21 protein-coding genes and 1 pseudogene are annotated in these 24,429 nt (G+C 68.2%); 11 read left to right on the forward strand and 11 right to left on the reverse strand.

The window, feature by feature from the left end:
• Positions 1–314: 314 nt before the first annotated feature.
• Positions 315–2,981 (forward strand): HAD-IC family P-type ATPase, encoded by a 2,667-nt coding sequence (locus JMF97_RS23155; RefSeq protein ID WP_203223480.1) that lies wholly within the window; start codon positions 315–317, stop codon positions 2,979–2,981.
• A 4-nt stretch (positions 2,982–2,985) separates the two neighbouring features.
• Here the strand turns inward: JMF97_RS23155 and JMF97_RS23160 are convergent, their stop codons facing one another.
• The 8 genes and pseudogenes from JMF97_RS23160 to JMF97_RS23190 all read right to left on the reverse strand — a co-directional run bounded on the left by JMF97_RS23160 (position 2,986) and on the right by JMF97_RS23190 (position 10,426).
• Complete coding sequence (locus JMF97_RS23160; protein ID WP_203223427.1) at positions 2,986–3,648, reverse strand: response regulator; 663 nt, start codon at positions 3,646–3,648, stop codon at positions 2,986–2,988.
• A 27-nt stretch (positions 3,649–3,675) separates the two neighbouring features.
• The gene (locus JMF97_RS23165; protein WP_307817061.1) at positions 3,676–5,640 is read right to left on the reverse strand and encodes a sensor histidine kinase; all 1,965 of its coding nucleotides are present in this window, start codon (positions 5,638–5,640) and stop codon (positions 3,676–3,678) included.
• A gap of 27 nt (positions 5,641–5,667) precedes the next feature.
• Positions 5,668–6,135, reverse strand: a complete 468-nt coding sequence (locus JMF97_RS23170) for a hypothetical protein (RefSeq protein ID WP_203223428.1) — start codon at positions 6,133–6,135, stop codon at positions 5,668–5,670.
• Between the two features lie 198 nt (positions 6,136–6,333).
• Positions 6,334–7,389, reverse strand: coding sequence for an ETX/MTX2 family pore-forming toxin (locus tag JMF97_RS23175; RefSeq protein ID WP_203223429.1), 1,056 nt, complete (start codon positions 7,387–7,389; stop codon positions 6,334–6,336).
• Between the two features lie 363 nt (positions 7,390–7,752).
• Positions 7,753–8,109, reverse strand: a complete 357-nt coding sequence (locus tag JMF97_RS23180) for an IS3 family transposase (RefSeq protein ID WP_203223430.1) — start codon at positions 8,107–8,109, stop codon at positions 7,753–7,755.
• Positions 8,090–9,481: an IS30 family transposase gene (locus JMF97_RS23185; protein WP_203223431.1), complete on the reverse strand. Its 1,392-nt coding sequence runs from the start codon at positions 9,479–9,481 to the stop codon at positions 8,090–8,092. The genes JMF97_RS23180 and JMF97_RS23185 overlap by 20 nt, the downstream gene beginning before the upstream one ends.
• A gap of 58 nt (positions 9,482–9,539) precedes the next feature.
• Positions 9,540–10,154 (reverse strand): annotated as a pseudogene (locus JMF97_RS32065) (IS3 family transposase); the annotation flags it as partial.
• Positions 10,127–10,426: a transposase gene (locus JMF97_RS23190; RefSeq protein ID WP_088981155.1), complete on the reverse strand. Its 300-nt coding sequence runs from the start codon at positions 10,424–10,426 to the stop codon at positions 10,127–10,129. The pseudogene JMF97_RS32065 and the gene JMF97_RS23190, both read right to left, overlap by 28 nt.
• A gap of 456 nt (positions 10,427–10,882) precedes the next feature.
• On the opposite strand from JMF97_RS23190, the gene JMF97_RS23195 reads away from it, so the two are divergent.
• The 7 genes from JMF97_RS23195 (at position 10,883) to JMF97_RS23225 (ending at position 16,992) form a co-directional block, all read left to right on the forward strand.
• Positions 10,883–11,185, forward strand: coding sequence for a transposase (locus tag JMF97_RS23195; protein ID WP_158244936.1), 303 nt, complete (start codon positions 10,883–10,885; stop codon positions 11,183–11,185).
• Entirely contained in the window at positions 11,182–12,081 is a 900-nt protein-coding gene (locus JMF97_RS23200; protein ID WP_203220148.1) for an IS3 family transposase, read from the forward strand. Before JMF97_RS23195 ends, JMF97_RS23200 begins: the two co-directional genes overlap by 4 nt.
• Before the next feature lie 54 nt (positions 12,082–12,135).
• Positions 12,136–13,191 carry an IS110 family RNA-guided transposase gene (locus JMF97_RS23205; RefSeq protein WP_203219664.1) on the forward strand — a complete coding sequence of 352 codons (1,056 nt, stop codon included), beginning with the start codon at positions 12,136–12,138 and terminating at the stop codon, positions 13,189–13,191.
• Between the two features lie 156 nt (positions 13,192–13,347).
• Positions 13,348–13,851, forward strand: a complete 504-nt coding sequence (locus JMF97_RS23210; RefSeq protein ID WP_203223432.1) for a DUF892 family protein — start codon at positions 13,348–13,350, stop codon at positions 13,849–13,851.
• A 405-nt stretch (positions 13,852–14,256) separates the two neighbouring features.
• Positions 14,257–15,425 (forward strand): IS3 family transposase gene (locus JMF97_RS23215; protein WP_203223433.1). Its coding sequence is split into 2 segments (ribosomal slippage): positions 14,257–14,541 and positions 14,544–15,425, totalling 1,167 coding nucleotides; the frame shifts between segments, so codons are not numbered across the junction.
• A 19-nt stretch (positions 15,426–15,444) separates the two neighbouring features.
• Complete coding sequence (locus JMF97_RS23220; RefSeq protein WP_203223434.1) at positions 15,445–15,744, forward strand: IS3 family transposase; 300 nt, start codon at positions 15,445–15,447, stop codon at positions 15,742–15,744.
• Between the two features lie 54 nt (positions 15,745–15,798).
• Positions 15,799–16,992, forward strand: coding sequence for a low temperature requirement protein A (locus JMF97_RS23225; RefSeq protein WP_203223435.1), 1,194 nt, complete (start codon positions 15,799–15,801; stop codon positions 16,990–16,992).
• Positions 16,993–17,408: 416 nt separating this feature from the next.
• Here JMF97_RS23225 and JMF97_RS23230 read toward each other — a convergent pair whose 3' ends face one another.
• Positions 17,409–18,065, reverse strand: coding sequence for a DUF1345 domain-containing protein (locus tag JMF97_RS23230; RefSeq protein WP_307817064.1), 657 nt, complete (start codon positions 18,063–18,065; stop codon positions 17,409–17,411).
• Positions 18,066–18,670: 605 nt separating this feature from the next.
• Between JMF97_RS23230 and JMF97_RS23235 the strand changes: the two genes are divergently transcribed.
• Positions 18,671–21,148 (forward strand): ATP-dependent Clp protease ATP-binding subunit, encoded by a 2,478-nt coding sequence (locus JMF97_RS23235; RefSeq protein WP_203223436.1) that lies wholly within the window; start codon positions 18,671–18,673, stop codon positions 21,146–21,148.
• A 95-nt stretch (positions 21,149–21,243) separates the two neighbouring features.
• Here JMF97_RS23235 and JMF97_RS23240 read toward each other — a convergent pair whose 3' ends face one another.
• Complete coding sequence (locus JMF97_RS23240; RefSeq protein ID WP_158244849.1) at positions 21,244–21,420, reverse strand: hypothetical protein; 177 nt, start codon at positions 21,418–21,420, stop codon at positions 21,244–21,246.
• A gap of 131 nt (positions 21,421–21,551) precedes the next feature.
• A complete protein-coding gene (locus tag JMF97_RS23245; RefSeq protein ID WP_307817065.1) occupies positions 21,552–22,211 on the reverse strand; it encodes a DUF1345 domain-containing protein in 660 nt (219 codons plus the stop codon).
• Between the two features lie 702 nt (positions 22,212–22,913).
• Between JMF97_RS23245 and JMF97_RS23250 the strand changes: the two genes are divergently transcribed.
• A complete protein-coding gene (locus JMF97_RS23250) occupies positions 22,914–23,585 on the forward strand; it encodes a hypothetical protein (RefSeq protein WP_146017439.1) in 672 nt (223 codons plus the stop codon).
• Positions 23,582–24,349, forward strand: coding sequence for a hypothetical protein (locus JMF97_RS23255; protein ID WP_091330077.1), 768 nt, complete (start codon positions 23,582–23,584; stop codon positions 24,347–24,349). The genes JMF97_RS23250 and JMF97_RS23255 overlap by 4 nt, the downstream gene beginning before the upstream one ends.
• Positions 24,350–24,429 lie beyond the last annotated feature (80 nt).

Below are 24,429 nucleotides of genomic sequence, written 5' to 3' on the forward strand. Positions count from 1 at the left end.
ATCCCCCGCTCCTGTTGTCAGGTTCGACGATGGTGGCAGCCACGGCGTCATTCGCCAAATTTTCTTGCCAGTTCAGCAAAAAGGCTGCCCGAGTCGCGCTGCTCACGAGACACCGACTGCCTAACCTTTTTGTGCTGTTTGTCGGTCGCCTGGCGGTGCATTGGCAGAGGATTTTCTCAACTGCTCAGGCGGGAGTGCGGTGCTCCCGGCCACGATGACCCGGCCCGGGTACGTCTGAGCCGACGTCGGATTGCGAGGTGGCGGTGGGTTCTGAAGAGCCAGCCGAGTCACCGCGCCAGAACGGGCACCACGCCATGTCCTCCCACGAGGTGGTGCTCCTGCTCGAAACGGACCCGCGCCGTGGGTTGAGCACGGACGAGGCCGCGCGTCGCCTGGAACGGTACGGGCGCAACCTGCTGCCTGCCGCCGGGGGCGGCGGCTTCCTGCGCCGGGCGCTGCGGCAGTTCCACAATCCGCTGATCTACGTGTTGATGGCGGCTGCGGTGATCACCGCGTTCCTCCACGAGTACGTGGACGCCAGCGTCATTTTTGGCGTCGTGCTGGTCAACGCCGTGGTCGGGTATGTGCAGGAGTCCAAGGCGGAGGCGGCGCTGGACAGCTTGCGGTCGATGGTGCGCACCGAGGCGCGGGTGGTGCGGGCGGGGCAGGAGCGGATGATCCCGTCGGAGGAACTGGTTCCCGGGGATCTGATCGTCCTGGAGGCGGGCGACAAGGTGCCGGCGGACCTGCGTCTGGTCCGCCTGGCCGAACTGCGAGTGGACGAGTCGGCGCTGACCGGCGAGTCAGTTCCGGTCACCAAGGACGAGGCGGAACTGCCCGAGGTGACGGTCGTGTCGGACCGGCGCAACATGGTCTACTCGGGCACGCTGGTCACGGCGGGCGGTGGTGCTGGCATCGCGGTGGCCACCGGCACCGAGACCGAGTTGGGGCAGATCCACCGGCTGGTCGGCGCGGCCGACAACCTGGCGACCCCGCTGACCAGCAAGCTTGCCTGGTTCAGCAAGGTGCTGACGGTGGCCATCCTCGTCCTGGCGGCGATGACCTTCGGTGTCGGTGTGCTGCGTGGTCAGGACGCGACCGAAACCTTCACCGCGGCCATCGCGCTGGCGGTGGGGGCGATTCCGGAAGGACTGCCGGCGGCCGTCACCGTCACGTTGGCCATCGGTGTGACGCGGATGGCGCGGCGGCGGGCGGTGATTCGCCGCCTGCCGGCGATCGAGACGCTGGGAAGCACCACGGTCATCTGTTCCGACAAGACGGGCACCCTGACCGAGAACCAGATGACGGTACGGGTGCTCTGGACGCCGGACGGCGAGTTCTCCGTGATCGGCTCGGGCTACCGCCCCGAGGGAGAGATCTGTGGCCCCTCCGGTGCGGTGGCCGACGAGGCGACGAGCGAGTCCCTGCGCTGGACTCTGCTGGCGGGCGCAGGCTGCAACGACGCCCGGGTACGCGAGGAGAACGGCGAGTGGGTCATCACCGGTGATCCGACCGAGGGGGCGATGCTGGTGGTCGCCGGGAAGGGTGGGATCGACCGCGACCGGCTCGACAACACCTTGCCGCGTACTGCCACGATCCCGTTCAGCTCTGAGCGGCAGTACATGGCCACCCTGCACCGCGAACCCGACTCCGGGCGCGAGGTCGTGCTGGCCAAGGGCAGCGTGGAGCAGATCGTGTCGATGTGCCGTACGGAGATGAGCGGCGACGGGACGACCCGCCCGCTCGACGCCGAGGCGGCCCTGCGCTGCGCAGAGGAGTTGTCCAGCCAGGGGCTCCGGGTGCTCGCGACGGCCGTACGTCGGGACGGGCAGTCCGGCGACTTCAACGAAGATCACCTGCCCGGCACGCTGACCCTGACAGGCCTGCAGGCGATGCTGGATCCGCCCAGGAGTGCCGCCGCGCCCGCAGTGCGCGCCTGTCACAACGCCGGGATCGGCGTGAAGATGATCACCGGGGATCACGCGGCGACGGCCACTGCCATCGCCACTCACCTCGCCATTCTCGGCGACGACCAGCAGGGAAGGGTGCTCACCGGCAGAGACCTGCAGACACTGCCAACCGAGCGGTTCGCGGAGACGGTGGACCGCGCCACGGTGTTCGCGCGCGTGTCCCCGGAGCAGAAGCTGCGGCTGGTCGAGACGCTCCAGCGGCGCGGACACGTGGTCGCGGTGACCGGCGACGGGGTGAACGACGCCCCGGCGTTGCGTCAGGCCAACATCGGCATCGCCATGGCGCGTACCGGGACCGAGGTGGCCAAGGATGCCGCCGACATGGTGCTGACCGACGACGACTTCGCCACCATCGAGGCCGCGGTCGAGGAGGGCCGCGGAGTCTTCGACAACCTCATCAAGTTCATCGTCTGGACGCTGCCGACGAACCTCGGTGAAGGGTTGGTCATCTTCGTGGCCATCATCCTGGGCGCGACCCTTCCGCTGCTACCGACCCAGATCCTGTGGATCAACATGACCACCGCCGTCCTGCTCGGCCTGATGCTCGCCTTCGAGCCGAAGGAGAGCGGCATCATGCGACGGCCGCCCCGCGACCCCCGACGACCACTGTTGACCGGCGCTCTCGTGGCCCGGATCGCGCTGGTGGCCGCGCTGCTCGTGGCCGGTGCCTGGCTGTTGTTCGAGTGGGAGCAGCGTCGTGGCGCCGGTGTGGCCGAAGCACGGACGGCAGCGCTCAACCTCTTCGTCGTGGTGGAGATGCTCTACCTGTTCAGCTGCCGTTCGCTCGTGCATTCCGCCTGGCGCATCGGCTTCTTCACCAACCGCTGGGTCCTGGGCGGCGTACTGCTCCAGGCCCTTGCCCAGCTCGCCATCACCTACCTGCCGGCGATGAACAGCATCTTCGACACCGCGCCGATCGGCGGTGACGTCTGGCTGCGCATCTTCGCGGTCGGGGCCGCCGCCGCAGCCGTGGTCGCGCTCGACAAACGACTCCGAAGGCACCTCGTCTGAGGCGTCACATCGGCCGGTTGTCGGCACCGATGCCGACGTCCCGGGCGAGCAACGCCGCCTGCACGCGGTCGGCGACACCAAGCTTGCCGAGGATCGCCGAGACCTGGTTCCGGATGGTCTTCGTGCTCAGCCCGAAACGGCGGGCGATCTGGGCGTTGTCCTCGCCGGCGGCCAGGTGCGCCAGGATGTCCCGTTCGCGCGGGGTGAGCCGGTCGAACGGCGGCGGCAGGCTGACCGCCGCCGGCTGTGCCCGGCCCAACGCGGCGGCGGTGATCCCCGGCCCCAGCACCACACCGCCACCGGCCACGGTCCGCAGCGCATCGACCACCAGATCGGGGTCGGTGTCCTTGAGCAGGTAGCCCCGGGCACCGACCCGCAGGGCATGGGCTACCAGCTCGTCCTCGTCGGCCATGGTCAGCATCACGACTGCGGTCTCCGGTCGGTGCCGCAGGATCTGACCGACCGCCTGCACGCCGTCGCCGTCCGGCAGCGCGATGTCCATCGCCACGACGGTGACCTGTTCGTGCGCGACCGCGGCGATCGCCTCGGCGCAGGAGGCCGCTTCCAGCACCTCCGCCACCCAGGATTCGCCCTCCAGCATCGTGCGCAAGCCACGGCGTACCACCGGATGGTCGTCGACGATGAGCACGCGGGCCTGTTCCGACATGCTTACCCCTCTCCCGCGCTCCGGCGGCTATTCGTCCTCGACCCAGGGCAGCCGGACCCGCACCAGGGTCCCACCCTGCGCCCCGGCGGTGATCTCGCAGCTGCCGCCGAGTTCCGCCGCCCGGTGGCGGAACGAGTCCAGACCCACCCCGCCGGGCCGCGGACCGGCCAGTCCGACCCCGTCGTCGGCCACCTCCACCAGCAGGCCGTCGCCGCGACTGACCCGGACCTCGCATCGGCTGGCGTGGGCATGGCGTACCACGTTGGACAGCGCCTCGGCCACTATCCGGTACGCCGCCACCTCCACCGCCGCGGGCAGGGTCCGCAGGTCACCGTCGACCGTGAGGTCTATCCCGAGCTGCGGGCCGTCGAAGCGCCGACACTCCGCCCGCAGCGCCGACTCCAGTCCCTGGTCCAGCGCGGCCGGCCGCAGCTGGTCCACCAGTCGGCGTACCTCGGCGGTGCAGGTACGCAGGTCGTCGGCGAGCCGGTCGAGGATCAGCTCCAGCCGTGGCGTCCCGGTGGCGAGCTTGCTCGCCGCGCGTACCTGCATGGACATGCCGGCGAAGGTGGGACCGAGCCCGTCGTGCAGGTCTCGGCGTAGCCGGCGGCGTTCCTCCTCCCGCGCCAGCACCAGTCCCTCCCGCGCCTGGCGGAGCTGACGGATCAGCCGGGCGGTCGCCACCGCCGCGGTGGCCTGCCGGGCCACGTCGGTGAGGATCCGACGCTCCATCGGGGTGAACCGGTCACCGGCACGGCGGTGGGCCACCACCAGCTGACCGACCCGGTCGCCGTGGATGAGCATGTCGAAGCGCTCCACCGAGGTGGTCGGTGTGCCGTGCGCCGCGCCGCCGTCCGGCAGGTCGCCTCCGTCGGCGTCGTCCACCTCGACCGACACGTACGGCACCCGCAGTGACCTGGCGATGGTGTCGGCCAGCAGCGCCGGGACCGCGTGCGGCTGACCGGTCCGTTCCAGCAGGCTGCCGAGCCGGGTCAGCATCGCGTACGGATCGTCGCGGTCCCCGTAGAGCAGCCGGTTGACGCCTCGCTGCACCCGACCGCGCAGCGGCTCGAAGGTGATCGCGATCAGGCCGGTGGCGACCAGGGAGGCGTTCGAGGTGTCCGGGCCGACGACCAGGTCCCGCAGCAGCGCGACGATGGCCACGAAGCCGGCGATCACCAGCAGGCTCATCACCAGCCAGACCAACGTCCGGTTGATCACGCGTTCCAGCTGGTAGAGCCGGTAGCGCAGCACGGCGAGGGTCATCGCGCCCGGGATCGCGACCACCATCAGCGCCCAGGCCCCGGCCAGGTTGAGCGCGTCGAGCACGCCGCCCAGCAGGAACAGGGCACCCGCCACCAGCAGGCAGGCCAGCTGCTGACGGGTCTGGCCGGTCGCGCGGTGCCAGCGTCTGGCCAGCGACACCAGCACCGCCACCACCAGCAGCACCTGTACGGCGATCGCCAGCAGGGCGACGCGTACCCACAGTTGCGCCCGCCCGGTCGCCGCCAGCTCACCGGTGAGCAGCAGGCCGCGCGGGTCGTCGAGAGCCGCGACGGCGAATGCGGCCGTGGTCAGGCCGCCGGCCCCGATGAGGCCGGCCGCCACCACGCGCCAGCGCGGGCCCGGAAGCTTGCCGTCGGGGAAGACCAGCAGGGCCAGGATGACCAGGGTGTACGGCGGCCACCAGAGCCACTGGCCCAGCCAGGCCAGCGGCAGCCACGACGACCAGCTCAGCGCCAGCACCGCGACCGTGGCGACCAGGCCGGCGGCGAGCATCAGCCGGCCCACCGGGTGACCCGGCACCCCGGCGAGCACCAGGGCGCCGAGTGCGGTGAACGCGGCGGCGAAGACCGCGGTCAGCGTGCTGGGGCCGAACAGCAGCGGGTCCCGCTGAAGAAGTTGGCCGACCAGGACGAGCAGCGCCACCGCCACCGCCGCACCGGCCAGCAGGCCGCGTCGAGTCGTTGTGGATCCCTCAGCGGGCGTCACGGTCGGCCTCCTGGTCGACGATGCCGGTCAGTGCGCCCAACCGGCGGCGTGCATGGCGTTGTGCAGGAAGTTGCCGGCAGTTCCCTTCCCCGGCTCGTGCCAGGGCATCTTCTCGATGGCGTCGGCCAGCGTGCCGTCCAGCGCAGGCAGTTCGCGCACCGTCGCGGCACCGTCGACGCGGGAGCCGCCCCCCGACTCCGAGTCGGACTTGAGGAACCGTTCGAGGTGATCGAGCACCGCCTGAAGGCGGCGCTGCACCGCCGCCGGATCGGCGGGTTCGCTGCTCGGCTGCAGGTCGGTCAGGCACCACTGCCGGTCGAAACCGGGGACCAGCCGCCGACCGGTGAAGTCGAAGAACTCCACCGCGCCGCGCAGCGGGTCGCCCTCGGACTGCTCTTCCAGCAGTCGCCGCAGGTCGGGGTAGGTGTGTGCGAAGGTGTCGTCGTTGGCGATCAGCAGGATGCCGCCGTCCGTCTCACCCGTGACCAGGCTCATCTCACTCTCCTTTGTGTACACCTGGAAGCAAGGAATCAGTCAATACGATGTCGGGGCGGGTCGGGACCTCCCCCCGGTCGCCCCGACCCGCCCCGGCGGCCAGTCCTTACGATCGTTGGCCGCGAGATCTTCGTACTTGTGGACACGCCCGCTGGCTGCCGTCGCGCCGTGCGTGGCCGGTGCAACCAGCTCGCCCGATTAGCTGATCTTGAGCATCGTGGCCTGCGGCTGCTTCGCCGGTGCCGCGGCGGGTGAGCCGTCCAGGTTGTACTGCTTGAGGTTGACCTGGACGTTCTCGCTGTTCCCGCCGGCGAACATGCCACCCACGGTGCCGGCGGCGCGTGCACCGCTGCGGTAGATGTACTCGCCGCTCAGCGAGTACGGCACCCGGATGTTGGCGTGGGTGACGGTGACGGTGGCCTCCACGATCGATCGCGCCGGCACCAGCACAGGCTGCCGCCAGGCGACCGTACGGCTACGCGAGGTGGATCCGTTCTGGGTGTAGCTGAAGGACCCCTCGGCCGAGACCGTCACCTTGCCGTCGGCGAAGATCGGGAAGCCGGCCCTGATGGAGGTCGACACCGAGACCTTGACCCCGGCGGTGTCCGACCATCCCTCGGTCTCCGTCACCGTCTTCGAACCGCTGATCTCGGTGGACTGCTGCAACGTCGTGTCGTTGCGGTTCGTCACCTTGTCCAACTGCTGAAGTGACGTCCCGACCAGCTGCGCCCGGGCGATGTCGTAGTTGATGCCGTACGCCATGAACTCGACGATGTCGTCCATCTGACGGCAGACGGACTTGTTCGCTCCCCCGCCGACGCTGATCGCCGTCACACAGACGTTGTGTCCTGCGGCCGAGGCGGGCAGCACCACCTCGAAGCCGTGCGCCGCACCGTAGTTCGGGTAGGCGGCAGCGACATCGGGACGGTGCTGGTTGGCGACCATGGATCGGACCAGAGCGCCGTCGATGCTGATGTTCACGTTCAGCGCCGTGGTCGGCGCGTCGTTGTCCGCCGTCCAGCCCCAGATGTGCACCCCGTCGCGGGACACCGTCTGCCGTGCCCCGTCGAAGGCGAGCACCGGGACGAAGCCCGACGGCGGCGGCGGGTCCTCCGGCGGCTCGTAACCACACGCCGGCGGCGGGATCGGGACGTTGCAGTTGGGTGCCGCCGACGCCGGCTGCGCCGCCAACAGGACCATGGCCCATCCGGTCACGACGGTACTCAGGACCGCCGCACTCTTTCGTACTCGCATCGAACCTCGACTCCTCGTCACGCTTCGGCAGAAGGCCGGTTGTCTGCCGACAGGGCGGCAGCGGCCGTTTCGCTTGGGAAGTCTGTTGGTCCGACAGACCCGGTCACCAGGGACGCCCGTCCCGGGCTGCCGGGAGGTTGTCCCGAGCGTCCAGAGGCGATGCCACGGCTTTAGGACACCGCCATTTCGCGGATGAGAAGCGAGGCTGGCCGGAGGATGTGGTCATGTTGGCGGCAGCCGATAGCCTCTCGCCAACTGATCTGAAAGGGAGGGACTGTAAATAGCTCCTCTGTCAAGCCCTGTGTATGCAGTCGGTGCGCAGGGCCTGGTAGATGAGGTTCCCCCGGTTTGCCGGAGGGTTGGTTACCTGGCGCCGGTGGGCTCAGGCTGAACGATAGCGGTCTGGTCTTGTCGGGCCTGGTGGGTGTGCCAGGCGGTTTCGTACTCGTCTGGGGATCGCCAGCCGAGGTCTTGCTGGATGCGGCGGGTGTTGTACCACCCGTCGATGTAGCCGAATATCGCGTTCTCGGCCTCGTCGCGGGTCCGCCACGAGTTTCGGTAGACGAGTTCGATCTTTAACGTCGACCAGAAGTTCTCCATCAGGGCGTTGTCGAACGAGTCGCCGACCGACCCCATCGAGGGCAGGATCCCGTTGTCGGCCAGGCGTTGCGCGAAGCGGAACGACGTGTAGTTCCTGGGTTCAACCGGTCGTTGCAACACCGACTGCTTGGAGCAACCGTAGCTGCTCGTCGAGGACCTCGGCGGGTGTCTTCCAGCCGAGGACCTTGCGGGGTCTGCTGTTGATGGCGGCCTGGACGGCGAGGAGGTCTTCGAGATTCCAGCGGGACAGGTCGGTGCCCTTGGGGAAGTACTGGCGCAGCAGGCCGTTGGTGTTCTCGTTCGTGCCGCGCTGCCACGGCGAGTGAGGGTCGGCGAAGTAAACCGCTATACCAGTTTCGACCTTGAACTGGGCGTGTGCGGATAGCTCCTTGCCGCGGTCCCAGGTCAGCGACCGCAGCAGCTCGGCCGGCATCGTCGCCATCGTCGTGGTAAGGGCGTCCTTCATGGCGATGGCGCCGTAGCCCCCCAGGGCGGGCCCGTTCTTGACGGGCGGGATGGTTCCGTAGCCCTCAAGGCGGGGCAGGTGGACCAGGAGCGTGAAGCGGCTGCTGCGCTCCACGACGGTGCCGATCGCTGACCGGTTCAAACCGATGATCAGATCGCCCTCCCAGTGCCCAGGGACCGCGCGGTCGGCGGCCTCGGCGGGGCGTTCGCTGAGCACGACATCGGCGGTGACGTGACCCTGCGGCTTGTTCCGGGACCGTTGCCGGGGCCTGCGCAGTGCCCGGCCGGTGCGCAGGCAGGCGACCAGCTCACGCTTGAGCGCGCCGCGTCCTTGAATATAGAGCGCCTGGTAGATCGCCTCGTGGCTGATGCGCATGTCGTCATCGTCGGGGAAGTCGACGACCAGCCGCCGGCTGATCTGCTCCGGGCTCCAGGCCGTGGCCCAGCGCCGGTCTGCGCGGTGTGGCTTGTTCAGCCCCTTCCAGGTCGTCGACGGGCCGGCGGCAACGGTCCCGTCAGGACGCTGCAACTGCCCACTCAGCCGCGCTCGGACGTGATCCTGCAGCCGCGGGTTGCCCGCCAACTTCACCGGCTTCGGACGCCGCGCCGCGATCTGCGCCTTCCACTGCGCGACGCCCGCCCGGTACTCCCGCTTGCCGGCACGGGTCGCGGCATTGCGCCGCAGCTCGCGCGAGATCGTGCCCGGGTCACGATTGAGTTCCCGGGCGATCGCGCGCACACCCTGGCCTTGCGCCTTGAGCAGCGCGATCTCCTCCCGCTCAGAAAACGACAGGTAGCGGCCGGTCGGCTCGGCCAGACTCAACGGCGGCATCCCGCCAGCGTGCCGAAACCACCGCACCCCCACGGGCGTCGACACGCCCAGCTCGAGCGCCGCGGCTTCGGTGCGCTTGCCCTGCGCGATCAGCCGCCAGAACGCGCGCTCCACATGCCGCGCCGGCATCGGCCGGCCCGGCGAACGCATCGCCGGCCGCAGAGCCCGATCCGCCAGCTGCTGACGACGTGCCATCGAACACCTCCATGACCACGAGGTGTTGCGACGACCAGTTGAGTCCGCCTTCGCTGCCCCTGTCGCTGTGGAAGATCACCCCTTCGACGTTGCCGCCGCGGGTGACGGCGGCCATGTTCAGCGCGGCGACGACCAGCCCGGCGTCGTGGTGGGCGCCCATGGAGTAGCCGAGGATGCGACGGGAGTACAGGTCGATGACGGTGGCGAGGTAGAGCTTGCCCTCGTCGGTGCGGATCTCGGTCATGTCGCCGCACCAGGCGACATCCGGTGCCGGTGCGGTGAACACCCGCTTGACCAGGTCCGGTGCGGCCGGACGCTTACCTTGGCGGGTCAGGCCGCGCCGGCGGCGCGTGACCCGGGCGGCCAAGCCCAGCTCGGCCATGAGCTGCGCGATCGTGTTGTCCGACACCTGCCAGCCGGACTCGCGCAGCTCGATGCCGATGCGCGGGCTGCCGTAAGTGCCGCCCGAGTCGTCGAACACCTTCTGGACCGCGGCTGCCAGCCGGGCACGCCGGTCATCGCGGGGCGTTGGCGGCCGGTCACGCCATTTGTAGAACCATGACTCGGACACCCCCAACGCTCGGCAGGCGATCGCGTGCGGCACGGAATGCTCGGTCCTCTGGGAAGCGATGAACCCGGCCACGCTCACCGGCCCGTCGCTTCCTTGACCCACAGGACCACGGATCGCTTGAGGACATCACGCTCCATCGCCAGCTCGGCGTTCTCCCGCCGCAACCGCGCCAGCTCCGCCCGCTCGTCCTCGGCCAACTGCCCGGCAGCGGCCTCACCGCGAGTCTCGCGGTCCCTCTTCACCCAGTTGGCCAGGGTCCCGCTGTTAATCCCCAGGTCACGAGCGACCTGCGCGATCGACTTACCCGTCTCCCGCACGATGCGCACCGCGCCCGCCCGGAACTCCGGATCGAACTGGCGTCTCGTCTCAGCCATGAACCTCTATCCCTCAAGCTCTGGCCTCCACGCTACGAGGGGAAGGGCAGTTCCGACAGCGTCCGTACGCGCGTCAAGGCCCGCTTGACGTGGCGGGCCGGGCGGCGGCCCGCTCCCCGGGAGGGGCGGGTCGACGGCAGACAGTGAGGATGGTGGGGTGGGTCGCCGGGTTGGTCTGACTCACCGGCAGACCGACGCTTGCTGTCCTCATCCCGATCCGTCGGCCGGCTCGGTGGCCCCGCCAACTGCATGTCACCGGTCAGGCGTCGTGACTTGATAGGAGCCTGTGCGAGAGGCACCCACCACTGTGTTGTCCGCATCGCCTGACCGGTGACGTGTCCACGAGATTCTCGACGCAGACCGAGAAAGGGCGGACCTGGGCCTACCCCGTTTTGACGGACATCCAAGATCAGGGGACCTGGAGTCTCCGGGAGGATGTCCAGCATCATGGAGAGCGTGGGAAAGAAGCGATCGCGGCCGAGGCGGGCGTTCACGCCCGAGTTCAAGGCCGAGATCGTCGAGCTGTGTCAGCGTGGTGACCGCACCGTCGGGCAGGTGGCCAGGGACTTCGACCTGACCGAGACGGCTGTGCGAGCCTGGGTCAAACAGGCCGAGATCGACGCCGGGGCCCGCACGGACGGGCTCGCCTCCGACGAGCGGGCGGAACTGGCCCGGCTGCGGGCGGAGAACCGCCGGTTGCAGCAGGACGTCGACATCCTGAAACGGGCCACGGCTTTCTTCGCGAGGGAGACCCGGTGAACGTGTACCCGTTCATCGAGGCGGAGCAGGCCGGCAAGCACAACGTCAAGCGTGCGTGCGAGCTGCTGAAGGTCTCCCGGTCCGCCTTTTACCAGCACGCCCGCGGCGAGCAGTCCGCCCGCGACCGCGTCGATGCCGAACTCACCGAGCAGATCATCGCCGTGCACGCGGCATCGAACGGCACCTACGGGGCGCCGCGCATCCACGCCGAACTCGCTGCGGCCGGACGGCGCCACGGCCGTAAACGCATCGCCGCCCGGATGCGCGAGGCCGGCGTGCGCGGCAAGAGCCCACGCCGCTGGAAGGCGACCACGATCCCGGACCCGAACGCCGGGAACCGGCCGGACCTCGTCGAGCGGGACTTCACCGCCGACCCGGCGGCGGTCGACACCCGCTGGTGCGGCGACATCACCTACATCAACACGTGGGAAGGTTGGCTCTACCTGGCCACCGTCATCGACCTGGCCTCGCGCCGGGTCGTGGGCTGGGCCACGGCTGACCATCTCAAGACCGATCTGGTCGACGCCGCTCTGTCCGACGCCCTCGCCCGGCGCCGTCCCGCCGACGGCCTGGTCTTCCACTCCGACCGCGGCTGTCAATATACGAGCGCTCAGCACGCCCGCCTCGCGAAACGCCACGGTGTACGGCTGAGCGTGGGCCGGCGCGGGCAGTGCTGGGACAACGCGGTCGCCGAGTCGTTCTTCTCGACCCTGAAAACGGAACTGATCCACCGGCAGGCCTGGCCCACCCGCAAAGCCGCCCACCAGGCCACATTTGAGTACATCGAAGGCTGGTACAACACCCGCCGCCGGCACTCCAGCCTCGGCTACCTCAGCCCCGCCGCCTACGAAGACGGCACCGACATCAGCTTGGTGCCGGCGCTCAAGGTAGCCTGAAGATCAACTCATCGACCCTGTCCGTCGAAACGGGTCAAGCCCAGCCTCACCAGCATGGCAGCGAAGAAGAGATCGGTCATCGGCGGTGTCGACACCCACCGCGACACCCACCACGCAGCGATCATCGACAACACCGGCGGCCTCCTGGACGACGCCGAATTCCCGGCAACCGCCGCCGGCTATGCAGACCTGCTGGCCTGGATGCGCTCGTTCGGCCGCCTGACGGCCATCGGCGTCGAAGGAACCGGCAGCTACGGCGCTGGCCTGGCCCGCCACCTGACCGGCCAGAAGGTCACCGTGGTCGAGGTCGACCGCCCGGATCGCAGGACCCGCCGATCCAAGGGCAAGTCAGACCCCATCGACGCTGTCGCCGCCGCCCGGGCGACCCTCGCCGGTACCGCCATGGGTACGCCGAAGACCCGCACCGGACCTGTCGAGGCCATCCGTGCCCTGCGAGTGGCCCGCCAAGGTGCAGTCAAGGCCCGCACGGCGGCGATCAACCAGATGCGCGGCCTGGTCGCCGCCGCCCCCGAAGCTCTGCGGGCACAGTTGACCAAACTCAGCACCGCCGTCCTGATCAACCGATGCGCCGCGCTCACCATCGACCCGACCCGGCTGGCCGACCCTGAACAGGCCACCGCTGCCGCACTCGCCGGACTCGCCCGGCGGGTCACCGCCCTGGCCGATGAGATCACCACCCTCGACCGGCAACTGACACCACTGGTCCGCCAAGCCGCACCCCACACCAGCGCCCTGTTCGGCGTCGGCACCGACGTCGCCGCCCAACTACTCACCACCGCCGGCGACAACCCCGACCGCCTCCGATCAGAAGCAGCACTCGCCCACCTCTGCGGAGCCGCACCCATCCCCGCCAGCTCCGGACGAGTACGCCGCCACCGCCTCCACCGAGGAGGCGACCGCGGCGCCAACCACGCCCTACACACCATCGCCCTCTGCCGCCTGCGCTACGACCCACGCACCCGCGCCTACCAGCAACGACGCATCACCCAAGGCCTCAGCAAGCAGGAGATCCTCCGCTGCCTCAAGCGCTACATCGTCCGCGACGTCTACACAGCCCTCCGGGCCGACTTCGCCGCCCTCACCCCTTGACCTCCATAGGAGCATCGGGATGGCTCATTGATCCTTCTCGGCCTCTCGTGTCGACATGCGCAAATTTACACCCTTCCTGCTGGCTTGCCTGCCGCGTTTTGGTGGTTTCTGAACGGGTAGGCCGTGGCGGCTCGCCAGCGAGGTCAGGAGGAGCACATGGCGATTGAGACGACGCGTGACCTGTTCATCTATGAGCTAGGCATACTAGGTGAAATGGAGATATCCGGGCGGCGGGTTCTCGACTTCTTGGACCATCGAGTTAGTGACGATCTCGGGCAGATCGTACGGCGCAGGCAGCAGGAATGTGTGCAGTGGAATCACAACATCAACTCCTGCGCCAAGGCATTCGGCACCTCCCCGCTTTCAACCCGGTCCGACACTGTTGAAGGCATGTATGGGCGATTTGAAAGCTTCGTACGCACAAACCCCTCAATCGACCTGGTTGATCAATTCGCAGTCGATACTCTGATTCAGTTCCTATACCTCACCATTGCGGCACACAAGACCCTTTTTGATTGGGCGGTTCTTATGAGTGAGGGCCAGTGTGTCCAGCATCTACACACCAACCTCGTCCAGAAGCAGGAGACTGTGGCCGAAATCGAACGGTACGGCCACGAATTGGGCGTACGACTCCTAGCTCCCGTCGCTCGGCCCGCGTGAGCTTACGTCGGGCACCACAGGGGCTACCAGCCTCCGGGGACAGGGAGGCTGGAAGGTCTGCAGCCGTCCGATGAGGAGGTCATCCTCTCGCTCTTGCCTGTGATCATCCTGTCCACATGCCGGCTAGGCGGGGACGCCGGCCAGCCAGTTTTAGGCCAGCCGAGGGCCGTGCTCAGGAATGAGTCCTCAGATACCCGCAATCGTCCGACGCGCGGCGGCATTTCGGCATTGAATGGCTCGCATGGAAGGTGCTTGAGGTTCCCCCGGTAGCTCGGAGGCTTTCGATCATGCTCTGATGGAGCTGAAGGGAGTCATCCGTGGCAGCACCGAAGAAGTAGGGTCTGCTGCACCGGCAGGTGACATCTGAGATGGCTTGCCCTATGGGCGGGCTGGAAGGATGTCGCTGTGCCCAAGCCTTACCCCCGTGAGTTCCGTGATGACGTCGTGCGGGTGGCCCGTGATCGTGATCCGGGCGTGACGGTCGAGCAGATCGCGAAGGACTTCGGGGTCCACCCGATGACGTTGTTCAAGTGGCTGCGCCAGGCCGACATCGACGCCGGCGCGAAGCCCGGCATGCCCAGTGGCGAGTCAGCCGAGTTGCGGGAAGCCCGCAAGCGGATCCGGTTGTTGGAACAGGAGAACGAGGTTCTGCGGCGGGCTGCGGCGTACTTGTCGCAGGCGCATCTGCCGGGAAAAGGCTCTACCCGCTCGTAAGCGAGCTGGCCGCCGACGGGATCCCCGTCGCGGTGACGTGCCGGGTATTGAACATCGCTCGTCAGCCCTACTACCGGTGGCTCGCCCGGCCCGTCTGCGACGCCGAACTCGTCGCCGCTTACCGCGCGAACGCCCTGGTCGACGCCCACCGCGATGACCCGGAGTTCGGCTACCGGTTCCTGATCGATGAGGCCCGCGCCGCCGGACAGCCGATGGCGGAGCGCACCGGATGGAAGATCTGCTCGGACAACGGCTGGTGGAGCGCCTTCAGCAAGCGCAAGAAGCGCGGCAAGGGTGGCAAGGCCGGTCCACCGGTGCACGACGACCTCGTCAAACGCGACTTCACCGCCGACGGCCCGAACCGCCTGTGGCTGGCCGACATCACCGAACACCGCACCGGCGAGGGCAAGCTCTACCTGTGCGCGATCAAGGACGTGTGGTCGAACCGGATCGTCGGCTACTCCATCGACTCACGGATGAAGTCCCGCCTGGCCGTCAACGCGTTGCACAACGCCGTAGCCCGACGCGGCCGGGTGGTCGGCTGCGTGCTGCACACCGACCGCGGCTCCCAATTTCGAAGCCGAAAATTCGTCCACGCCCTGCACCAACACCACCTGACCGGATCGATGGGCAGAGTCGGCGCCGCCGGCGACAACGCCGCCATGGAATCCTTCTTCGGCCTGCTGCAGAACAACGTCCTCGACCGCCAAACCTGGACCACCCGCCAACAGCTCAGAACCGCGATCGTGACCTGGATCGAACGGACCTACCACCGCCGCCGACGCCAACGATCCCTGTCCCGGTTGACCCCCATCGAGTACGAGACCATCATGACCCCACCGGCCAGTCAGACCGCGTGACTGAAACTGTCACCTATCGGTGCAGCAGACCCGGATCCTGCCCTCGATGGGGTCGGTCGGCGACTCGTTCGACAACGCCCTGATGGAGAACTTCTGGTCGACGTTAAAGATCGAACTCGTCTACCGAAACTCGTGGCGGACCCGCGACGAGGCCGAGAACGCGATATTCGGCTACATCGACGGGTGGTACAACACCCGCCGCATCCAGCAAGACCTCGGCTGGCGATCCCCAGACGAGTACGAAACCGCCTGGCACACCCACCAGGCCCGACAAGACCAGACCGCTATCGTTCAGCCTGAGCCCACCGGCGCCAGGTAACCAACCCTCCGGCAAACCGGGGGAACCTCAGCTGGTGCGGCCAGGGGTTTGGGGGTGAGGCTCCTCCGGGGGGAGCGGAGCAAGCAGGAAGCGAGTTTTGTCGAACTCTTTTTCGATCTTGTGCTGGTCTTTGCTCTCAACCGGGTGGTGGCTACCAGCACGTCGCAGCTGGCGTCTTCCCCCTCTAGTGCGGCGCGGTGGGCGAGCCTACTGCAGGCACTGCTGCTGATCCTGCCGCTGATGTGGGTCTGGTCAATGACGGCTTACAGCACGGCGCGCTTCGAGCCCCGCCGCCTGGCGGTGCAGGTCATGGTGCTGGTGACGGCCTTCGGTGTGTTGCTCCTGGGCGTCGTCACGCCGAAGGTGTTCGACGGCAGTGCGTGGATGTTCGCCGGCGTCTACGTCGCGCTCCAGGCCGGCCGGGCGCTGGTGGTTGCTGTGGCGTTGCGGTCACATTGGTTACAGCGCCTCTATTGGGGAATCCTGGTTTGGTTCTGCGTGTCCGCCGTGGCGTGGCTGCTCGGTGCCGTCGCCCACGATGCGGCCAGGATGCTGCTTTGGTCGCTCGCGATCGTCATCGAGTACGGATCGGCGCGGCTGGGCTGGTGGGTGCCGTGGCAAAAGCCAGAGCGCATCTTGGCTTGGGAGGCCGCTGCCGGGCATCTCGCTGATCGGTATCAACAGTTGGTGCTGATTGCGCTCGGGGAGACGATCCTCGCGGTCGGGATCGCCTACACCGAGGCGTCCGGGAGCCGACGCTTTCCGCAGACGTTTGGGCTGGTGATCGCGTTCATCACCGCTGTGCTGCTGTGGCGTATCTACTTCTACAGGGCGGGCGAGGTGTTCGGATCGGCGGTCAAGTCGGCGGCCAATCCCGCCAGGCTGGGCCGAGTAGCCGGCAGCGCTCATCTGCTTATGATCCTCGGGGTTGCCGCCGCCGCCATCGGCAATGAACTGGTGCAGAAGCACCCCACCGGCCACACGTTCAAGTCTTGGCTTGCGTTGATGCTCGGCGGCCCGGCTCTGTTCGTGGCGGGCCGCACGCTGCTGGAGTGGGTGGTCTTCTCCCGCGTGTCCCGGCCCCGGCTGCTCGGCATTGCTGCCCTGCTGCTGCTCGCCGTGCCGCTGGCCTTCGCCCCGCCGCTGGTGGTGGTCGCCGTAGTGGCCGTGGTGCTGCTCGCGATCGCCGTCGCCGACGCACGCCGGGCAGCCGGGAAGCCTGCTGAGGCACCCACGCCGCCGGGCTGACCATGGGCGGCAGACTGAGGATCGCCATACTTCGTAAACAAGGCTGGCTGGCAAGGCTGGAGCGTCAGCAGGAAGTCAGCAGAAGCGGTAACACCGTTGATAAGCCCTGACAGAGAACGATGGGCGCTGAGTGAAAGTCGACTAGCCTTGGTGCTTGTCGATGACGCTCAACGCCCGTTACCCGCCTGTGTTCCGCCGTGATCGTGGCTGAGCTTCGAGGTGCCACCCACTCCCGCCTTGCGGGCGGGTTGGTTGAACGGGCGCTGGCAAACCCACAAAGCGACGCGCTGCCTGAAACGCCGCCTCGCGGACGTCGTCTACCGCACCATGATCCGTGACACGGAGTCCTCTGTTGCCGACGCCTTGATGCAGAGAGGTGCCGTTAGCGAGACAGTCCTGCTTCTAACGCTCGTGGGTCATGACTGACCAAGGTTGGTGACCAGGTTGACGGCGACGGCCAGGATGCCGGTTCCGAAGGTGTACGAGAGCAGTGCGTGCCCGAGCGCGATCCGGCGCATGTGGTTACTCGTCGGTTCGTTCTCGCCCGGGGCGTAGGACATGCCGACCGTGAAAGCGATGTACGCGAAGTCGGCGTACGCCGGTGGATCGTTCCGCTTGAAGTCGATGCCACCGCTGTTGTCGCGGTAGTACAGCCGGGCGTACTTCAACGCGAAGACCGTGTTCACCAGCGCCCACGCCAGGACCACCCCGATGACGCTGAGGATCACCAGCGTGACAGCGACCATGTCCTGCTGGTTCGAGGCGCGCACGAGCGCCTCGGCCACGGCGGCGAGACTGGCAACGGACGCGATCAGGATCGCCGAGTCGGTGGAACGGGAGTGCTGCTCCGCCTCGGCAAGCTGCTCGGTACGCTTCGGGCTCGCCGACCAGCAGGCCCGCCACACCCAAACGAGGATCGTGCCCGCCGCGATCGTCCAGATCACCAGCGGCGTCAGCTCCGGCGCCCCGACGAGCGCGGTGGCCGTGCCGGCGACGACACCGGCGGCCAACGACCACAGCGCACGCCTGACCGACAGCAGGCGTCCCAGCGCACGTCCCGATCGCTGCTCCACCCGTTCAGCGTTCCGGATCAACCGGGCCGGCCAGCGGAAACCCGGAGCCATCACCGGATCGGGCCGCATCGAGGGTGGGGCGGGGTGGCCGGTGTGCTGCGGGGAGGGTTCCTCATCCGCGAGCGACCGCAAGTACACCGCCGCCTTTCGATCACGTCTTCGCCGCCCGAACTCGGCGGAGATGTCTGGGGCGCAAGACGGCGGAGAGCGTGGTGCTGTCGGAACACTGAGCGCAATTCGGTCCCCCGCCGATGGCCAAACTCGGACGCCTGCCGGACGCCTGGGTCAAGTCCACCGGTAACAACGCAGCGCTCGTGAGGGCAGACCGCAGGGTCCGCGGGTACCGGGGTCCCGCGCCTCCCGGCCTGCCGGTCAAGGCGCCGATCCGATGGTGGGCAGGCCGCAGGCGCCGACGGGGCCCAGCGCCTGGGACGCTCCGGTGCGACCTCCGCGACAACCACCCTCAGTGGCTGCCCTGCACCCGCGGCGAGTACAAACCCTGGCCTCCCCAGAAACCCGTAAAGGCCAACTCTGTGGGCGAAAGGTGCGTAGCGTTCAGGTGGGCCTGTGCCGAGGACCCACCCCACCGGCAGAAAGGGTATGAGATGTCGCTCGACGCGTTCCGCATCCCCGGCGGCTCGTTGGATGACCTGATGAGTCGGTTCTTCGGAGGGGACCCGTTCGCGGGACGTCCGGTGGAGCGGGTCGACCTGTCCCGGCTGCTCTCCACCGAATCGCGGCAACTCCTGCAACGGGCAGCCGAGCAGGCTACGGAGTGGGGAAGCCCGTACCTCAACGTCGAGCACCTGCTGTGGGCCGCTGCCCAGTCCGACCCCACCCGCCGGATCCTCGACGCGAGCGGCGCCGACTCCGACGACCTGGCTCGCCAGATAGAGTCGGCCGTCCCCAGGGGCAGGCCACGCGAGGACACGCCTCCGCTCGCGCCGGCGGCGAAGCGCGCCCTGCTCGACGCGCACCGCGAGTCGCGACGGTCCGGCGCGACGTACATCGGCCCCGAACACCTCCTACTCGGCATCGCCGCGAACCCGGAGACGACCGCGGGCCGGGCGTTGCGGGCCCTCGGTGGGGCCGTCACCGGGCCCACGCCGCCGGCTGGCGGCGCCGGTGGGCGCGGGGCCAGCACCACCCCCACCCTGGACCAGTACGGGCGGGACCTCACCGAGGACGCCCGGGCCGGGCGGCTCGATCCGGTCGTCGGGCGTGACGACGAGATCGCCGACACGATCGAGGTGCTCTCCCGGCGTACGAAGAACAATCCGGTGCTCACCGGCGAGCCGGGCGTCGGCAAGACGGCGATCGTCGAGGGCATCGCGCAGCGCATCATCAACGACGAGGTGCCCGAAACCCTGGCCAACCGGCGTGTGGTCGCACTCGACCTGTCCGGGATGGTGGCGGGCACCAAGTACCGCGGTGAGTTCGAAGAGCGACTGAAGAATGTGATCCAGGAGGTGACGGCCGCCGAGGACGAGCTGATCCTCTTCATCGACGAACTGCACACCGTTGTCGGCGCGGGCGGCGGTGGCGAGGGGGCCATGGATGCCGGCAACATGCTCAAGCCCGCCCTGGCCCGCGGCGAACTGCACGTGGTCGGCGCGACGACACTGAACGAGTACCGTCGCTACATCGAGAAGGACCCGGCGCTGGAGCGCCGGTTCCAGCCGATCCTGGTGTCGGAGCCGAGCGTGGAGGACAGTGTCGCGATCCTCAAGGGCGTACGCGACCGGTACGAGGCGCACCATCAGGTGCGCTACACGGACGAAGCGCTGGACGCCGCGGCTGAACTGTCCCACCGCTACATCACCGACCGGTTCCTGCCGGACAAGGCCATCGACCTGCTCGACCAGGCGGGGGCACGGGTCCGGCTGCGTTCCCGCACCCCGGCTCCGGACAAAAAGGAGATCGAAAAGCGGCTGTCCCAGCTGCGCCGGGAGAAGGACAGCGCGGTGGCGAACGAGGACTACCAGCGCGCGGGTGCGCTGAAAGCCGAGATCGGTGCGGCCGAGCGGGACCTGGCGGCGGCGCAGGAGGGCACGCCTCCGGTGCCCGAGGTGCACATGAGCGACATCGCCGAAGTGGTCAGCCGCCGTACCGGTGTTCCCGTCACCCAGCTCACGGAGGTAGAGAAGCAGAGGTTGAGGCGCATCGAGGAGCAACTGCACGAGCGCGTGGTCGGCCAGCACGAGGCCGTACGGGCTGTGGCGGCCGCCGTACGCCGATCGCGCTCCGGGCTGAGTGACCCCCAGCGACCCGACGGGTCGTTCCTCTTCCTTGGACCCACCGGCGTCGGCAAGACCGAGCTGGCCCGAGCCCTCGCCGCGGCGCTCTTCGGCGACGAGTCCAGCATGATCCGCTTCGACATGAGCGAGTTCCAGGAGCAGCACACAGTCAGCCGACTGGTCGGAGCGCCCCCGGGCTACGTCGGGTACGAGGAGGCCGGCCAACTCACCGAGGCGGTTCGGCGCCGGCCATACTCGGTGCTGCTCTTCGACGAGGTAGAGAAGGCGCATGCGGATGTGTTCAACGCGCTGCTGCAGGTGCTCGACGACGGTCGCCTCACCGACGCGCAGGGTCGCACCGTCGATTTCAGCAACACCATCCTGATCATGACAAGCAACATCGGCGCGGACCGCATTCTGGCCGCCCAGACGGCAGGGCGTCCGGTCAGCGACCAGCGCGAGGAACTGATGGGGCTGCTGGGGCAGCGGTTCCGGCCGGAATTCCTCAACCGGATCGACGAGATCATAATCTTTACCGGCCTAGACCGGGACCAACTCCTCGAGATCACCGGCCTACTGCTGGACCGCACCCGCCGCCGGTTGCACGCACAGGACATCAACCTTGAGGTCAGCCCGGACGCCACCCAGTGGCTGGCCAACCGGGGCTACCAGCCCGAGTACGGGGCGCGGCCACTGCGGCGCAGCATCCAGCGTGAGCTGGAAGACCGGCTATCGACCCTGCTGCTCGAGGACGGGGCGAATCCCGGCGACACCATCGAGGTCAATGTCGTCGGCGGCGAACTCGACCTCTCGGTCCGGCCCGCCGCCGCGTCGGCCGGCACATGATGCCCGTCCCACCATCGTCATCGAAAGCCTGAGGAACAGCTCACGAATGACCTGCTCCTTCGGGCGTCGGGTCCACCATCTGCAGCACCCTCTATCTAATGCCGATCCCACAGCGGTGACGCTTTGACGAGCCGCCTCGCCTCGGCGCGGAGGTCGTCCGGGTCGGCGGTCTGATCGACGTGGAGCCTGGTCTCGCCGATCACCCGCGTCTCGTGCCGGATCCAGTTCTGCAAGAAGTGCTCGGTGAACCAGGTGGTGAGCAGGTTGAGCATCCGGTCGTCCCAGGGCCGGATCAGAAACGTTGGTCAGCTTCATCGCCTCGACGCGCCCCACTGCCCGTGGGGTCCCGGCCGGGGTACGCGCGGATCCGTTCCAGCAGCGGGCGCATGCCATGCCACGTGGATCACGACTGGCCCAGGTTGGTGACCAGGTTGACGGCGACGGCCAGGATGCCAGTTCCGAAGGTATACGAGAGCAGCGCGTGCCCGAGCGCGATCCGGCGCATGCGGTTACTCGTCGGTTCGTTCTCGCCCGGGGCGTAGGACATGCCGACCGTGAAAGCGACGTACGCGAAGTCGGCGTACGCCGGTGGATCGTTCCGCTTGAAGTCGATGCCACCGCTGTTGTCGCGGTAGTACAGCCGGGCGTACTTCAACGCGAAGACCGTGTTCACCAGCGCCCACGCCAAGACCACCCCGATGACGCTGAGGATCACCAGCGTGACAGCGACCATGTCCTGCTGGTTCGAGGCGCGCACGAGCGCCTCGCCCACGACGGCGAGACTGACAACGGACGCGATCAGGATCGCCGAGTCAGTGGAACGGGAGTGCCGCTCCGCCTCGGCAAGCTGCTCGGTACGCTTCGGGCTCGCCGACCAGCAGGCCCGCCACACCCAAACGAGGATCGTGCCCGCCGCGATCGTCCAGACCACCAGCGGCGTCAATTCCGGCGCCCCGACCAGCGCGGCGGCCGCCCCGGCGACGACACCGACGGCCAACGACCACAGCGCACGCCTGACCGACAGCAGGCGTCCCAGCGCCGGTCGTCCCGATCGCTGCTCCACCCATTCAGCGTTCCGGATCAACCGGGTCGAGCAGCGGAAACCCGGAGCCATCACCGGATCGGGCTGCGCGAAGGTGGCGAGTCGACGGCGATCCACGCTCGAAGGCGGCTCGCGGCTGGTCCCGCATACGATGCTCGATGAGCCAGACTGTCGCCGTCCGGGGCGCCGATGAGACGGCCGGCAGCCGGACAAAGTCATCCGGCGGTTGCGCTCACGGGAGAAGTGCCGAGCAGGAGGCTGGCCGGCCAGTAACAGCCTGCGTCAGGGCAGTGGAGCCTGCGGCGAATCCCGGAATGGCCATCGGACCAGTCCGGTTTCGCGGAGAATGTGCTGGCGAACGAGTAGGCCCGGATCAAAAGCAGGGAGTCGACGTAGCGTCGGTGACGGCGGCGCTGCGTGGCGAAGATCCGATGATCCGCGACCCGCGAGCCGGATGAAAATGGGTGTTCAGCGGCACGACTGCCGGTGACAGGCCAGAACAGCACGAAGGACTCCACTTGGTACGCCCGGACGAAACGAAGGCGCCGCGCGACCGCAGCGCCAGAGGCGGAAGAGCGGCAGTGCGGTACGAGGACGACCTGCCAGCTCAACGGCGTGTTTCAGTGAGCCGGCACGGCCGTCGCTGCCAATCGGAACGGTTCCAACAGCATGGACACGTCGCATCGTCGGGCCGCAGGCTCCGGTGCGGATTGGGAGTCACGGATGTGGGCTGTCGCCGCCGGCGTTGACACACTACGCCTGATCACGGTCGTTGAGGCCGCCGCAGGCTTCGGACTGATGCCCGCAGCCATCACCTACGTTCTGTCGATCTACCCACTCACCTCACAGCTCAGTAACGCGGCCCGTAAGGTGCAGACCCAAGCCGACGAACCAGCGCTTCCCGTTCCTTTACTACTTCCGGGCGAGGGAACTGTCGGCCACACTCCACACGTTCATCCGTGGCACCGCCATGGTATGTCTGCAGGCACGGTGGTGCATCTCCACGGACGCCGCCCATACGCCCGTGTGCAGGGGCGCGAACTGCAGCTTCGTCTTCAGCACTCCATCGACCAATACGCCATCGGCTTCCTGATGCGCGACCCCCGGTGCCTGCGCCGTCCGCTGGACGCCGACGACGCGCGTCGCCGCTGGCAGAGCTTGACTGACGCAGCCGGCAACTGGGGCGTGGACCGCCCTGGGGAGGACGAGACGGATCTCGACGAGTTCGCCCGGATCGTCGGATACTGCCAGACCTTCCTGGATAACCTGGCCGAGCAACATCTTTACCCGCCCGCGCAGCCTCCAGGGTGCGGGTGGCTTAACGTTAGTAGTCGATGGGTGAGCGCCAGTCGCCGACGAAGTGCCGGCGGCATTGACCCTCGCACGCTCCGGTGACACTGACCCCGGCGGGCAGCCTGTGGGCGACGCTGGTGATGGCGTTCGTTCTGGGGGCACTTCACCTGCTCGCACCGTACATCCGCCGGAGGCTGCCGGTGCCCACCCACGCGGTGGCCTCGCTCGGTGGCGGCATCGCCGCAGCGTACGTCTTCCTATACCTGCTGCCGCGCCTCGCCGAGGGCAACCAGGCCGTGGCCCACGTGCTAGAGGAAAAGGTCGACGTCACCCCGGCGCGCGGATTCATCCTGTTCTTCGTGGCGCTGGTCGGCTTTTTCACGTTCTACGTGCTGGAACGCGCCACCCATCGCTCAAGCGGCCACAAGCAGGAGCCAACCCGGGTGGTCTTCGCGTTCCAACTCGGCTTCTTCGCCCTCTACAGCGGGCTGATCACGTACACCCTGGCGACCAAGCTGCACGCCGGGCTCGGGCCGGCGGTGCTGTTCGCCGTCGCCATGGGGCTGCACGTGCTGGCCACCGACGGCGTGCTGGCCCAGCACTTTCCGGTCAGCCTCACCACCCGGTGGCGCCTCGTCCTCGTCGCCGGTGCCGGCACCGGCTGGCTGGCCGCTGTCGTCGCCCAGCCGACCGGCCTGCTGATGAACCTGCTCACCGCGTTCCTGGGCGGCGGGATCCTGCTCAACGTCTTCGTCGACGAACTAACACCCGAGCGTCACTCCAGCCTCACCTGGTTCACCGCCGGCCTGGCCGCCTACTCCGGCCTTCTCGCGATCGCAACCTTCACCGGTACGGGCGCCGCCTGAGGGCGGCGACTCACATCGCCGCACCCCCGCCCCCAGTGCCTCGACCCCACCAGCGAGGTATCGCGCCCGCCATGCCCGCA

The sequence above is a fragment of the Micromonospora fiedleri genome, from assembly GCF_016774385.1.
Taxonomy (GTDB): domain Bacteria; phylum Actinomycetota; class Actinomycetes; order Mycobacteriales; family Micromonosporaceae; genus Micromonospora; species Micromonospora gifhornensis.

What these genes read in the sequence shown, in the direction of transcription:
- JMF97_RS23185 (WP_203223431.1), bottom strand. Translation starts at nt 9,481, where the DNA reads ATGGCACGTCGTCAGCAGCTGGCGGATCGGGCTCTGCGGCCGGCGATG.
- JMF97_RS23235 (WP_203223436.1), top strand. Translation starts at nt 18,671, where the DNA reads ATGTCGCTCGACGCGTTCCGCATCCCCGGCGGCTCGTTGGATGACCTG.
- JMF97_RS23250 (WP_146017439.1), top strand. Translation starts at nt 22,914, where the DNA reads ATGTGGGCTGTCGCCGCCGGCGTTGACACACTACGCCTGATCACGGTC.
- JMF97_RS23155 (WP_203223480.1), top strand. Translation starts at nt 315, where the DNA reads ATGTCCTCCCACGAGGTGGTGCTCCTGCTCGAAACGGACCCGCGCCGT.
- JMF97_RS23170 (WP_203223428.1), bottom strand. Translation starts at nt 6,135, where the DNA reads ATGAGCCTGGTCACGGGTGAGACGGACGGCGGCATCCTGCTGATCGCC.
- JMF97_RS23190 (WP_088981155.1), bottom strand. Translation starts at nt 10,426, where the DNA reads ATGGCTGAGACGAGACGCCAGTTCGATCCGGAGTTCCGGGCGGGCGCG.
- JMF97_RS23210 (WP_203223432.1), top strand. Translation starts at nt 13,348, where the DNA reads ATGGCGATTGAGACGACGCGTGACCTGTTCATCTATGAGCTAGGCATA.
- JMF97_RS23205 (WP_203219664.1), top strand. Translation starts at nt 12,136, where the DNA reads ATGGCAGCGAAGAAGAGATCGGTCATCGGCGGTGTCGACACCCACCGC.
- JMF97_RS23175 (WP_203223429.1), bottom strand. Translation starts at nt 7,389, where the DNA reads ATGCGAGTACGAAAGAGTGCGGCGGTCCTGAGTACCGTCGTGACCGGA.
- JMF97_RS23160 (WP_203223427.1), bottom strand. Translation starts at nt 3,648, where the DNA reads ATGTCGGAACAGGCCCGCGTGCTCATCGTCGACGACCATCCGGTGGTA.
- JMF97_RS23240 (WP_158244849.1), bottom strand. Translation starts at nt 21,420, where the DNA reads ATGCTCAACCTGCTCACCACCTGGTTCACCGAGCACTTCTTGCAGAAC.